At 67.1% G+C, this 11,987-nt stretch carries 11 protein-coding genes; 5 read left to right on the forward strand and 6 right to left on the reverse strand.

All coding sequences use genetic code 11. The features are described from left to right. Position 1 precedes the first annotated feature (1 nt). Genes ACM0PY_RS14480 through ACM0PY_RS14490 form a run of 3 tightly spaced genes read left to right on the forward strand, consistent with a single transcriptional unit; the run spans position 2 to position 3,192 of the window. The gene (locus ACM0PY_RS14480) at positions 2-691 is read left to right on the forward strand and encodes an ABC transporter ATP-binding protein (protein ID WP_005420572.1); all 690 of its coding nucleotides are present in this window, start codon (positions 2-4) and stop codon (positions 689-691) included. A 14-nt stretch (positions 692-705) separates the two neighbouring features. After that, positions 706-1,863, forward strand: coding sequence for an ABC transporter permease (locus ACM0PY_RS14485; protein ID WP_111201145.1), 1,158 nt, complete (start codon positions 706-708; stop codon positions 1,861-1,863). 12 nt (positions 1,864-1,875) lie between these two features. Then, positions 1,876-3,192 (forward strand): ABC transporter permease, encoded by a 1,317-nt coding sequence (locus ACM0PY_RS14490; protein WP_111201144.1) that lies wholly within the window; start codon positions 1,876-1,878, stop codon positions 3,190-3,192. Positions 3,193-3,444: 252 nt separating this feature from the next. On the opposite strand, the gene rarD is transcribed toward ACM0PY_RS14490, so the two are convergent. Together rarD and yedA are read right to left on the reverse strand one after the other, a co-directional pair. Continuing rightward, on the reverse strand, positions 3,445-4,344 hold the full coding sequence (gene rarD, locus ACM0PY_RS14495) for an EamA family transporter RarD (RefSeq protein WP_111201143.1): 900 nt from the start codon (positions 4,342-4,344) through the stop codon (positions 3,445-3,447). After that, positions 4,341-5,246: a drug/metabolite exporter YedA gene (gene yedA, locus ACM0PY_RS14500; protein WP_134971648.1), complete on the reverse strand. Its 906-nt coding sequence runs from the start codon at positions 5,244-5,246 to the stop codon at positions 4,341-4,343. The genes rarD and yedA overlap by 4 nt, the downstream gene beginning before the upstream one ends. Before the next feature lie 223 nt (positions 5,247-5,469). Between yedA and ACM0PY_RS14505 the strand changes: the two genes are divergently transcribed. Together ACM0PY_RS14505 and ACM0PY_RS14510 are read left to right on the forward strand one after the other, a co-directional pair. Next, on the forward strand, positions 5,470-6,804 hold the full coding sequence (locus ACM0PY_RS14505) for an MFS transporter (protein ID WP_005420583.1): 1,335 nt from the start codon (positions 5,470-5,472) through the stop codon (positions 6,802-6,804). Positions 6,805-6,835: 31 nt separating this feature from the next. Further along, entirely contained in the window at positions 6,836-7,171 is a 336-nt protein-coding gene (locus ACM0PY_RS14510) for a hypothetical protein (RefSeq protein ID WP_235646843.1), read from the forward strand. Between the two features lie 113 nt (positions 7,172-7,284). On the opposite strand, the gene ACM0PY_RS14515 is transcribed toward ACM0PY_RS14510, so the two are convergent. From ACM0PY_RS14515 to ACM0PY_RS14530, 4 genes are all read right to left on the reverse strand, one after another. After that, a complete protein-coding gene (locus ACM0PY_RS14515; protein ID WP_134972379.1) occupies positions 7,285-8,937 on the reverse strand; it encodes a M28 family metallopeptidase in 1,653 nt (550 codons plus the stop codon). Positions 8,938-9,021: 84 nt separating this feature from the next. After that, entirely contained in the window at positions 9,022-9,975 is a 954-nt protein-coding gene (locus ACM0PY_RS14520; RefSeq protein ID WP_134972378.1) for an MBL fold metallo-hydrolase, read from the reverse strand. Positions 9,976-10,131: 156 nt separating this feature from the next. Beyond that, entirely contained in the window at positions 10,132-10,434 is a 303-nt protein-coding gene (locus ACM0PY_RS14525; RefSeq protein WP_032954673.1) for a hypothetical protein, read from the reverse strand. Positions 10,435-10,640: 206 nt separating this feature from the next. Beyond that, a complete protein-coding gene (locus tag ACM0PY_RS14530) occupies positions 10,641-11,936 on the reverse strand; it encodes a tryptophan--tRNA ligase (protein ID WP_069138048.1) in 1,296 nt (431 codons plus the stop codon). Between the last annotated feature and the right edge of the window lie 51 nt (positions 11,937-11,987).

Consider the following 11,987-nt stretch of genomic DNA (forward strand, 5'->3'; position numbering starts at 1 on the left):
CATGTCGACCCTGGTTTCACTGCGCAACATCACCAAGACCTACCAGCGTGGCCCCGAGCAAGTGCAGGTGCTGCACGGCATCGACCTGGACATCGCCAGCGGCGACTTCGTTGCGCTGATGGGCCCGTCCGGTTCGGGCAAGACCACCCTGCTCAACCTGATCGGCGGCCTGGACAGCCCCACTGGCGGCGAGATCAGCATCGAGGGCGAGCGCATCGACCAGATGAGTGGCGGCCAGCTGTCGACCTGGCGCAGCCACCATGTCGGCTTCGTGTTCCAGTTCTACAACCTGATGCCGATGCTGACCGCGCAGAAGAACGTGGAACTGCCGCTGCTGCTGACCCACCTCAGCGCGGCGCAGCGCCGCCGCAATGCCGAGATCGCGCTCACCCTGGTCGGCCTGGCCGACCGCCGCAGCCACCGCCCGAATGAACTGTCCGGCGGCCAGCAGCAGCGCGTGGCGATCGCCCGCGCGATCGTCTCCGACCCGACCTTCCTGATCTGCGACGAACCGACCGGCGACCTCGACCGCCAATCGGCCGAGGAGATCCTCGGCCTGCTGCAGCAGCTCAACCGCGAGCACGGCAAGACCATCATCATGGTCACCCATGACCCGAAGGCCGCCGAGTACGCCACGCACACGGTGCACCTGGACAAGGGCGAGCTGGCCGACGCGCCGCTGGCCCACTGACGGAGGCCACAGCGATGAAATACTTCTCGTTGGTGTGGGCACAGCTGTTCCGCAGCCGTACCCGCACCCTGCTGACCCTGCTGTCGGTGGTGGCCGCGTTCCTGCTGTTCGGCATGCTCGATTCGGTGCGGGTGGCGTTCTCGTCGGGTGGCAGCGTGGAAGGTGCCAACCGGCTGATCGTGGCCTCGCGGCTGTCGATCACCCAGTCGCTGCCGATCCGGCTGGAAGCACAGGTGCGCCAGGTGACCGGCGTCCGTGACGTGGCTTATGGCATGTGGTTTGGTGGCATCTACCAGGACCCGAAGAACTTCTTCCCGAACTTCTCGGTGTCACCCAACTACTTCGATGTCTACCGCGAGCTGCAGATCGATCCGGCACAACTGGAGGACTGGAAGCAGACCCGCACTGGCGCCATCGTCGGCGAAACCCTGGCCAAGCAATTCGGCTGGAAGATCGGCGATACCATCCCGCTGCAGGCGACGATCTTTCCGCGTGGCGGCAGCAATGACTGGCCACTGGTGCTCAAGGGCATCTACCGCTCCAAGGACCGCGCGCTGGCCGCCAATGAAGAACGCCAGCTGATGATGAACTGGAAGTACTTCGACGAATCCAACGACTACATCAAGAACCAGGTGAGCTGGTACACGGTGACGCTGGACAACCCGGACCACTCTTCGCGGGTGGCACAGGCGATCGATGCGATCTCGGCGAACTCCGACCACGAGACCAAGACCCAGACCGAATCGGCGTTCCAGCAGGCCTTCGTCAAGCAGTTCGCGGATATCGGCATGATCGTCACCTCGATCATGGGTGCGGTGTTCTTCACCCTGCTGCTGTTGACCGGCAACACCATGGCGCAGGCCGTGCGTGAGCGCGTACCGGAGCTGGCCACGCTGAAAACGCTGGGCTTCAAGGACAGCACCGTGCTGACCCTGGTGATGGTGGAGTCGGTGCTGCTGATCGGCCTGGGCGGCCTGATCGGCATGGGCCTGGCCGCCCTGATCCTGCCGGCGATCGGCCCGAAGAGCATGGGCATGCTGCCGCCGCACGTGCCGACGCCAACCTGGCTGATGGGGTTGGGCCTGATCGTAGTGATCGGCATCATCGTCGGGCTGCTGCCCGCGCTGCGTGCCAAGCGCCTGAAGATCGTCGATGCACTGGCCGGCCGCTGAGGAGGATTGCAGATGAACAAGCTCAAGAAGTGGCTGGGCAACGGCGTAACCGTGCTGCTGCTTGCGATCGGCCTGGTGTTGTGGATCGGGCTGCCGTGGTTTGGCGTTCTGGCCGTGGCCGTGCTGGTAACGCTGTGGCTGCTGCTGACCCGCGGTGGACGGCTGGCGTTGGCCGCCACCCGCATCGGCGTGGCCAGCCTGCCGCAACGCTGGGGCGCGTCCTCGGTGATCGTGGTCGGCATTGCCGGCGTGGTCGGCGTACTGGTGGCGATGCTGGCGATGGGCGAAGGCTTCCAGGCCACGCTCAACAACACCGGCGATGACACCACCGCCATCGTGCTGCGCGGTGGCTCGCAGGCCGAGACCAACTCGGTGATCACCCGCGAACAGGTACCCATGCTGTCCACCCTGCCCGGCATCAGCCGCGATGCGCAGGGCCGGCCGTTGTTGTCACCGGAGCTGTCGCAGGTGGTCAACCTGGTGTCCAAGTCCGATGGCACCGACGTCAACGCGCAGTTCCGCGGCGTCGGCCCGCAGGCGTGGGCGGTGCATGACAAGGTCAGGATCGTCGAGGGCCGCAGGTTCGCCACCGGGCTGCGCGAGATCGTGGTCGGCCAGGGCGCCAAGGGCCAGTTCCGTGACATGGAGGTCGGCAGGACGCTGACCCTGGGCAACCAGATCTGGACCGTGGTCGGCGTGTTCGCCACTGGCGATGCGCATGATTCGGAACTGTGGACCGACGCCGATACGCTGGCCACCACCTACCAGCGCAGTGCCTGGCAGTCGATCAGCGTGCGTACCGATGGCAAGGCCGGCTTCGATCAGTTCAAGGCGGCCGTCGCTGCCGACCCACGCCTGAAGCTGGACGTGGAAACCACCCGCGTCTACTACAGCAAGCAGGGCGGCGGGCTGACCAAGCTGATCGACATCCTGGGCAAGGTGATCGGCACGATCATGGCGGTCGGTGCGGTGTTCGGCGCGCTCAACACCATGTATGCGGCCGTGGCCACGCGCGCCCGCGAAATCGCCACCATGCGTGCGATCGGCTTCCGCGGCCTGCCGGTGGTGACGGCGGTGATGCTGGAAACGATGCTGTTGGCGCTGCTCGGTGGCCTGCTCGGCTGTGCGGTTGCATGGCTGCTGTTCAATGGCTACAGCGTGTCCACCATCGGCAGCAACTTCAGCGCGGTGGTGTTCAAGTTCCACGTATCACCGGAACTGCTGTGGACCGGCCTGAAATGGGCACTGGGCATCGGCCTGGTCGGCGGCCTGTTCCCGGCGCTGCGCGCGGCACGTTTGCCGATCACCACGGCGCTGCGCGAAACCTGAGCCCCTGCTTCGCAGCGGCACACCCGCAAGGACGGAGCGAAGGCTCCGTCCTTTTTTCTGTCATGCGTCTGTGGATTGTTGGACGCGATTCATCTTGCCGGCACGCTGCCGGACCGTTGCCAATGGAAACCCTCTAGAATCGCGCGCCCATCATCTGCAACCGCGTTCCCGTCACGGCCATCTCTCTCCTGGCCGTGGATGGAAGCAGAACGGCGCCCTTCGGGGCGCCGTTCTTTTTGGGCCCCGCGCCGGTCAGCGCTTCGCCGCGCGCATCGCGCGCAGGTTGTCACCGACGAACAGGATCAGGCCGGCCCAGATCGCGGCAAAGCCGATCGCCTTGCCGGTATCGAAGGCTTCATGGAAGAAGAACACACCCAGCAGCAGCTGCAGGCTCGGCGCGATGTACTGCAGGATGCCGACCAGCGACAGCGGAATGCGCTTCACGCCGTAGGCAAAGCCGATCAGCGGTACGGCGGTGACCGCGCCGCCGAAGATCAGCAGCAGGTCGTTGCGCCACCCCCAACCATGGAAGAACGCACCGCCGTGGCCGTTCTCGGCCCAGATCGCAAACGCCAGCGCCGGCAGGAACAGGTACATGCTCTCCACGCCGAGGCCGGCCACCGGGTCGACCGAGACCAGCTTGCGCAGCAGGCCATACAGGCCGAACGAACAGGCCAGTCCCAGCGCGATCCACGGTGGCGTACCTGCATCGATGGTCAGCCAGGCCACGCCCACCGCCGCCATTGCCACCGCTACCCACTGCAGCCGGCGCAGCCGTTCCTTCAGCACCAGCACGCCCAGCAGCACGTTCACCAGCGGGTTGATGAAGTAGCCCAGGCTGGTCTCGATGACATGGCCGGCGTTGACCGCCCAGATGTACAGGCCCCAGTTGAACGCGATGGTCAGACTCGACACCAGCAGGATCGGCAGCGCGCGCGGCTGCGCGGCGATCTTCCGCCACCAGCCCAGGCGCGCACTGATCAACAGCCAGCCCAGCACCAGCACCGTGCTCCAGATGATGCGGTGGGCGATGATCTGGAACGAGGGCACCTCGTTGAGCAGGTGCCAATAGACCGGCACCAGGCCCCAGATCACGAAGGTGGATGCGGTGACCAGCAGGCCCCGGCGTTGTTCCTTCTCGTCCATGCTCACTTCTTTCTCGTCCTTGCCATTGTCAGCACCACCACACCCAGAAGAATCACCGCCATCGCCAGCAGGTCGCGCCAACCGAAGCGCTCACCGTTGAGCAGCGCGCCCAGCAGCACCGCGATCACCGGATTGACATACGCGTAGCTGCCCGCGAGCGCCGGGCGCACGTTCTGCAGCAGCCACACGTAGGCAGTGAACGCGACGATGGAGCCGAACACGCACAGATAGGCCATTGCCAGCAGGCCACCGGTATCGGGCAGCGTACTCGGGCGCTCGCCCACCGCCAGGCCGATCAGCACCAGCAGCACGCCGCCGCAGATCATCTGCCCGGCCGCGGTCATGAACGGACCCGGCAGGTCCAGGCCGCGTGCCCACACAGAACCGAACGCCCAGCCGATCGGCGCGATCAGCAGCAGCACCAGCCCGGTCGGCGAGCCGGTCAGGCTGCTGCCGGCGTTGAGCCAGACCACGCCGAGGAAGCCGATGGCGATGCCCAACCACTCACCGCGGCTGGCATGTTGCCCGCGCAGCGCCGAGAACAGCGCCATCCACAGCGGCACCGAGGCCACCGCCGTGGCGGCCAGGCCCGAGGACACCTCGCGCTCGGCCAGCACCACCATGCCGTTGCCCAGCACCAGCATGGTCACGCCCATGATGACCAGGTTGCGCCACTGCCGCAGCGTCGGGTTCGGCAGCTTCCAGAACAGGCGCAAGGCCAGGAACATCAGGCCGCCGGCAATGATGAAGCGGCTGCCGGAGACCATCGTCAGCGGCAGTGCGCCGCCGTGCAGGGCCTTGGCGATGCCCAGATAGGTCGAGCCCCACACCACGTAGACCAGCAGCAGTGCCAGCGCGACAAGGCCACCCCGGGGGGCAGCCGCAGACGAAGAGGGGGGAGCCGACATGACACACCAGGGAGCCGGGGGAAGGCGGATTCTAGGACGTTTTGAGTATGGTCCGGGACCCCATACGGTGGCACGCTGTCATCCATCCATGCACCCTGCTCTGGTCTGCTACCCCGTGTTGACGGCCGATGCAGTACCAAGAAGGCTGCCCGGCCGCGCCGCCCCAAGACCGGACGCCGTTTTCCCTGCGCACGGACGCGCCGCATCGAGGATTTCCACCCAGATGAGCACCACGTCCCAACCTGTTGTCCCCGCGAACGACCGTGCCGCCTTGCGGCGGTCGATCTCCAACACCCTCAAAGGCTCCGCCGGCAACCTGGTGGAGTGGTATGACGTCTACGTGTACTCGGTGTTCGCCGTGTACTTCGAATCGCAGTTCTTCTCGCCGGACGACAAGAACTCCACCCTGTACGTGTGGGCGATCTTCGCGGCGACCTTCCTGATGCGCCCGATCGGCGCCTGGTTCTTCGGCCGCTTCGCCGACCGCCACGGCCGCCGCCTGGCGCTGACCGTCTCGGTCACGTTGATGGCGCTGTGCTCGTTCCTCATCGCCATCACCCCCACCGCCGCCAGCATCGGCATCTGGGCCGCCGTGATCCTGTTGTTCGCGCGCCTGCTGCAGGGCTTCGCCACTGGCGGCGAGTATGGTGCCAGCGCCACTTACATGTCCGAGGCCGCCATTCCGGGCCGTCGCGGCTTCCTGTCCTCGTTCCACTACGTCACCCTGGTCGGCGGCCACGTGCTGGCCCAGCTGACCCTGCTGCTGATGCTGACCTTCTGGGGCAAGCCGGAGATCTCCGAGTGGGGCTGGCGCATCGCCTTCGGTATCGGTGGCATCGCCGCGGTGGTGGTGTTCTGGCTGCGCCGGGGCATGGACGAATCGCTGTCGGAGTCGTCCATCGAGGCCGCGCGCGAGGGCAAGGCAAAGAAGTCCGGTTCGATGTACGAGTTGTTCGTGCACCAGTGGCGGCCGCTGCTGCTGTGCTTCCTGATCACCGCTGGCGGCACCGTGGCCTTCTACACCTACTCGGTGAACGGCCCGAAGATGATCCAGAGCGCCTTCGCCGGCAACGACCCGATGACCGGCACCCTGATCAACCTGGGCGTGCTGGCCTTCCTGATGGTGCTGCAACCGGTCGGCGGCTGGCTGTCGGACATCATCGGCCGCAAGACCCTGCTGGTGTTCTTCGGCGTCGGCGGCGTGCTGTACAGCTGGTACCTGATCACCCAGCTGCCGCACCAGCATGACGCCACCCTGGCCTTCCTGACCCTGGCGCTGGCATTCGTCATCCTCACCGGCTACACCTCGATCAACGCGGTGGTGAAGGCCGAGCTGTTCCCCACCCACGTGCGTGCACTGGGCGTGGGCCTGGGCTATGCGCTGGCCAACTCGCTGTTCGGCGGCACCGCCCCGCTGCTGTACCAGGGCGCGCTGAAGACCGGCCACGTCGATTGGTTCGCCATCTACGTGACCGCCACGATCGCGGTATCGTTGGTGGTCTATGTGTTCTTCCTTACCAACAAGGGCCCGAACTGGCTCGACGGCACCCGCAAGTAAGCGCGTTGCCCTGATCGCGGCCACTGGTGCAATGCCGGTGGCCGCTACGTCTCCCGCCACCGCGCTGATGTGGATCGCGGTGACGCTGGCCGCAGCCACGGCATTGGCCTGGGTGCTGCGCCGCCCCAACGCGCAGGCCACGTGGCCGCGCACGGGGTTCGGGGTCGCCCTGCTGGTGTTCTGCGCCGCGCTGGCGCTGCAGCTGGCGATGGACCTGGGCAGCGGCCACAGCTCGCTGCACCTGCGGCTGCATCGCGGCGTCAGTCCGGCACCCCTGGTTGGCCTGCGCACGATGGTGGCGTGCTATCTGGCCGCGCTCGCCGCCGGCGGCTGGGGCGCGTGGAAGCTGCTGCGCCGGCGCGGGTAGTGCCGGCCGCTGGCCGGCAAAGCCACCGTCTTTCGGTAGTGCCGGCCGCTGGCCGGCAACCTCATGAACCTCCGGAAAGAGCAGGGAGTTGCCGGCCAGCGGCCGGCACTACCTCAACGGCGGGCCGCTTCGCTCTTGTCGCGCGCGCCGCGGAACTCCGATTCCTTTTCCCACGTCGGCCAGCGGCGGCTGTTGGCCAGCTCGGCGCCCAGGTCGTAGACCAACAGGGTGTCGGCAGCGTGGCCGCTCGGGTCCCAGCTCGGCGTCCAGGCATCGCAGGCCTGGTGATAGCAGTCGGCGAAGTACTTTTCGCGCAGCGCGCGGCCGGCTTCAACGCCACCGTCCAGCTTGTCCAGGCCCGGGCCGATGGTGATCGCCGGCACGCCCAGGCGGGCAAAGGCGAAGTGGTCGGCGCGGTAGAAGAAGCCGGCTTCCAGGTTCGGGTCCGGGCTGTAGCTGCGGCCACGGGCCTTGGCCACGCGCTCCAGATCGCCTTCCAGCGACACCCGGCCCTTGCCCCACGAGGCAATGTCGCGGGTCGGGCCATCCGGGCTGAACATCTCGATGTTCAGCACCGCAGCGGTCTTGTCCAGCGGCGCCAGCGGATGGGTGGCGTAGTAGCTGGCGCCCAGCAACCCTTTCTCTTCGGCGGTCAGTGCCACGAAGTACAGCGTGCGCTGTGGCTGCGGGCCAGCGGCGAACACACGGCCCAGTTCCAGCACCGTTGCCACGCCGGTGGCGTTGTCGATCGCACCACGGCGGATGCGGTCGCCCTTGGCGTCGGGCTGGCCGATACCGAACGCATCCCAGTGCGCGGAGAAGATCACGGCCTCGTCAGCATGTTCACCACCGGGCAGCTTGGCGACCACGTTGCGGGTCACCACCTGCTCGCGCTTGAGCGCGAAATCCACGCTCAGTTTCGCGTTGTCCAGTGCCACCGGACGGAAGTCGGCACGCATCGCCTTGCGCTTCTCCGCATCGAAGTCGAGGCCGGCGTCGGCGAAGATCGCTTCGGCCAGCTCGCGCTGCATCCAGCCGCGCAGCGGCGTGTGCTGCGCCATCGCTTCGGCCTGGCCGCGCTCGATGTCGAACAGCGGCGAAGTGCCCGAGCTCTTCACCGTGGCCCAGCCATACGCGGCCGGCGCGGTCTCGTGCACGATCAGCACGCCTTCGGCACCCCGGCGTGCGGCTTCCTCGAACTTGTAGGTCCAGCGGCCGTAGTAGGTCACCGCCTTGCCGTCGAACGCGCCCGGTGCATCGGCCTCGAAGTCGGCGTCGTTGATCAGCACCACGGCGATCTTGCCGTGCAGGTCCACGTCCTTGTAGTCGTTCCAGTGGCGTTCCGGTGCGTCGATGCCGTAGCCGACGAACACCAACGGTGCATCCTTGATCTGCACGCGCTTGCGCGGCTGCAGGCTCTGCAGGGTCACGTCCACGCCATTGGCCAGCGCACGCTTGCCCTGCTTCAGCGACAGGCTGGCCTTGGCCTCACCCTCCAGCTGCGCGCGCACCAGCGGCACCGGCTGCACCCAGCTGCCGTCTACGCCGCCCGGCTGCAGGCCATAGCTGCGGAACTGCTCGATCAGGTACTGCACCGTGCGCTCTTCGCCCTCGGTGGCCGGTGCGCGGCCCTCGAACTCATCCGACGCCAGCACGCGCACATGCCGCGACAGTGCCTGCGGATCGATGCCGCCACCCGGCAGGTCGTTGGCCGCATGGGCCAGGCCCCCGACGAACATGCAGGACGACAGCAGCAACACGCGCATCGGATTCACGGCAGTACCACGGCTAGCTTGGAAGTCACCAGAGTGTAACGTGGTCGTGACATCACGGCGCAGCCTGGGCCCACGTCATCCACGCAGGGCGTGGCTCTGCCTGCTGATGCGGTCCAGCCAGCAGGCCAGGCCCTGCGCGTTGAGTTCGATGTCCATCGCCAGCACGGCAATCACCGCCGCATCGTCCAGCGCACAACCATGCTGCTGCGCCCGTTCCAGGTACAGCGCCTGCAGTGCCGCCAGCAGGCAGCGGTGGCGGTCCGGGCGGCCATCGCACTGGCGGCCGATCGCGGCCATCGCATCGATCTGCTCGAACAGGTCGTTGGCCAGTTTCTGCACCTGCTCCACGCGCCCATAGTGGGTCAGGTACATCGCCTGCGGGCCGTAGCCCAGCATGCGTCGGATCGAGGCCTTCATCGCCTCCGGGTCGAACTGCACCGGCGAGGAAGTCGGGAAGATGAAAGCGCCCTGCGCGCTGTCCAGCTCGCGGTAGGAGATGCCGAACGTATCGCCAGTGAACCAGCTGCGGCTGCGAGCATCCCACACACAATAATGGTGCAGTGCGTGGCCCGGCGTGTGCAGCAGCACCAGCTCGCGGCCAGCGAGATCGATGCGGTGGCCGTCTTCGGCCACCACCACGCGGTGTTCGGGAATCGGCTCGATGTGGCCGTAGCTGCGCGCGATCTCCTCGGCGCCGTACACCGCCGTCGCACCCGCAATCAGCCGGGTCGGGTCGATCATGTGCGGCGCACCGCGCGGATGCAGCACCGCCTTCGCATTCGGCAACTGTTGCATCAGCAGGCCTGCACCACCGGCGTGGTCCAGGTGCACGTGCGTGAGCAGCAGCCAGTCCACCGCGTCCACGCCCAGGCCAGCGTCCGCCAGCGCCTGCAGCATCGCCGGCACAGACAGGCCGGTGCCGCAGTCGACGAAGGCCGCGCGGCCGTTTTCAACGATCAGGTAGGCCGCGTCGAAGTCCGGGCGCTGGAAACCGGTATCGATGGTGTGGATGCTGGGGTCGGCGGTCATCGGCACGCACCTGGCAGTCTCGGAAACAGACGCCCATGGTAGGCGCGCATGCGGCCCGGGTTCGATGCGGCTTTGGTCGGGTAGTGCCGGCCGCTGGCCGGCAACCTCGGGATGGCCGGGAGAATGCATGTGCCGGCCAGCGGCCGGCACTACCGATCAGCCAGAACGCAATCCGAACCGCGGCCGCAGCAGCAACGCCAGCACCAGCACCGCCAGGAACGCGCCATAGGCATACAGCACCGCCAGCACCTGCGGCCAGATCGGGCCGGCGCCGGGCTGCACCACGCCAATGCGGTAGCCCCACAGCATCGACACGATGCTCAGCGCGAACGCCACGACCAGGGTGGTGCCATCGAACAGGCGCCGCCGCGCGCTGCGCGGCTGGCGCGGAAACAGCCAGTACAGGCTGCCCAGCAGCAGGAACCAGGGCAGGAACAGCAGCAGCGACAACCAGGCCATCGCAGACTCCATGTCATCGCGCCAGAGGCGCGCGGACATCATGCCATGGGTGCTGTGCCACGGTCGTGCCGGCGGGGGGCTTCCCTGTAGAGCCGAGCCTATGCTCGGCTGGGCAGCAAAGCAGCCGAGCGTGGGCTCGGCTCTACAGAGGCGGAGCCGGGTCGAGCATGGCTCGACTCTACAAAGGGCAGGGGCAGGCCCGGCGATCAGGCCGCTTCGCGCAGCGCGGCCAGGGCGGCCAGCACCGCGTCCACCTCGGCGTCCAGCTTGAACAGCTCGCTCTGCAGCTGGTCGCCCTGCTCGGCCTGCTTGATCACCGCGATCAGCTGGCCCGCATCACGTGGCGAATCGAAGCCTTCGCTCTGGATCAGCAGCGTGCCGTCACCAGCAGTCAGCTTGAAGTAGAAACGCCCATCCTTCTCGCGGTACTGCTTGAACTGCGGCGGCGCCACGCGGGCCACGCCGGCATCTTCGCTGGCGATGTCGCCCGCCGTGGACAGGTCGCGCAGGCCCACGGCGTGGCGCAGTTCTTCCAGCAGCGGTGCCGCCAGCTGCTCGCGCAGCTGCTGGCCACGGCGCTTGAGCAGCGCTTCGATCTTCTCCGGCTCGGCCATCAGCGCGTTGTAGCGCTCGCGCAGCGGCGACAGCTCGCTGTCGATGCGCTCGAACAGCTGCTGCTTGGCGTCGCCCCAGCTGATGCCGGCGGCGAAGGCCCTGGCGAATTCCGCGGTCTGTTCCGGGGTCGCGAAGGCCTGGTACATCTGGAACAGCGCCGAGCCCTCGGTGTCCTTCGGCTCGCCCGGCGCGCGCGAGTCGGTCAGGATCGAGAACACCAGCTTCTTCAGCTCCTCGCGCGGCACGAACAGCGGAATGGTGTTGTGGTAGCTCTTGCTCATCTTGCGGCCATCCAGGCCGGCCAGCGTCGCCACCTGCTCATCGATCACCACGTCCGGCAGCGGGAAGTACTCCTTGCCGTACACGTGGTTGAAGCGCTGGGCGAAATCGCGCGCCATCTCGATGTGCTGGATCTGGTCACGGCCCACCGGTACCTGGTTGGCCTTGAAGATCAGGATGTCGGCCGCCATCAGCACCGGGTACATGAACAGGCCGGCGCTGACGCCTGCGTCCTCGTCCACGCCTTCCTCACGGTTCTTGTCCACCGCCGCCTTGTAGGCGTGCGCGCGGTTGAGGATGCCCTTGCTGGCGATGGCGGTCAGGAACCACATCAGCTCGGTGGTCTCGCGGATGTCGCTCTGGCGGTAGAACCACACGTGTTCCGGGTCCAGGCCGCAGGCCAGCCAGCTGGCCGCGATCTCCAGGGTCGCGCGCTGGGTGCGCTGCGGGTCCTGCGACTTGATCAGGCTGTGCAGGTCGGCCAGGAAGAAGAAGCTCTCGATCCCCGGCGCGCGGCTGGCCGCGATCGCCGGACGGATGGCGCCAACGTAGTTGCCCAGGTGGGGCGTGCCGGAGGGGGTGATGCCGGTAAGGACTCGGGTCGTCATGACTGCGTGGGGTAACCTTCGATGAACGGGGCCAGTTTACCTTGCACGCCA

The sequence above is a fragment of the Stenotrophomonas sp. BR163 genome, assembly GCF_047520985.2.
GTDB classification, from domain to species: Bacteria; Pseudomonadota; Gammaproteobacteria; order Xanthomonadales; family Xanthomonadaceae; genus Stenotrophomonas; species Stenotrophomonas sepilia.

Excerpts from the sequence above, each read along its gene's own strand:
- ACM0PY_RS14480 (WP_005420572.1), top strand. The coding sequence starts at position 2 with ATGTCGACCCTGGTTTCACTGCGCAACATCACCAAGACCTACCAGCGT.
- ACM0PY_RS14485 (WP_111201145.1), top strand. The coding sequence starts at position 706 with ATGAAATACTTCTCGTTGGTGTGGGCACAGCTGTTCCGCAGCCGTACC.
- ACM0PY_RS14490 (WP_111201144.1), top strand. The coding sequence starts at position 1,876 with ATGAACAAGCTCAAGAAGTGGCTGGGCAACGGCGTAACCGTGCTGCTG.
- yedA (WP_134971648.1), bottom strand. The coding sequence starts at position 5,246 with ATGTCGGCTCCCCCCTCTTCGTCTGCGGCTGCCCCCCGGGGTGGCCTT.
- ACM0PY_RS14505 (WP_005420583.1), top strand. The coding sequence starts at position 5,470 with ATGAGCACCACGTCCCAACCTGTTGTCCCCGCGAACGACCGTGCCGCC.
- ACM0PY_RS14510 (WP_235646843.1), top strand. The coding sequence starts at position 6,836 with ATGCCGGTGGCCGCTACGTCTCCCGCCACCGCGCTGATGTGGATCGCG.
- ACM0PY_RS14515 (WP_134972379.1), bottom strand. The coding sequence starts at position 8,937 with ATGCGCGTGTTGCTGCTGTCGTCCTGCATGTTCGTCGGGGGCCTGGCC.
- ACM0PY_RS14520 (WP_134972378.1), bottom strand. The coding sequence starts at position 9,975 with ATGACCGCCGACCCCAGCATCCACACCATCGATACCGGTTTCCAGCGC.
- ACM0PY_RS14525 (WP_032954673.1), bottom strand. The coding sequence starts at position 10,434 with ATGGCCTGGTTGTCGCTGCTGCTGTTCCTGCCCTGGTTCCTGCTGCTG.
- ACM0PY_RS14530 (WP_069138048.1), bottom strand. The coding sequence starts at position 11,936 with ATGACGACCCGAGTCCTTACCGGCATCACCCCCTCCGGCACGCCCCAC.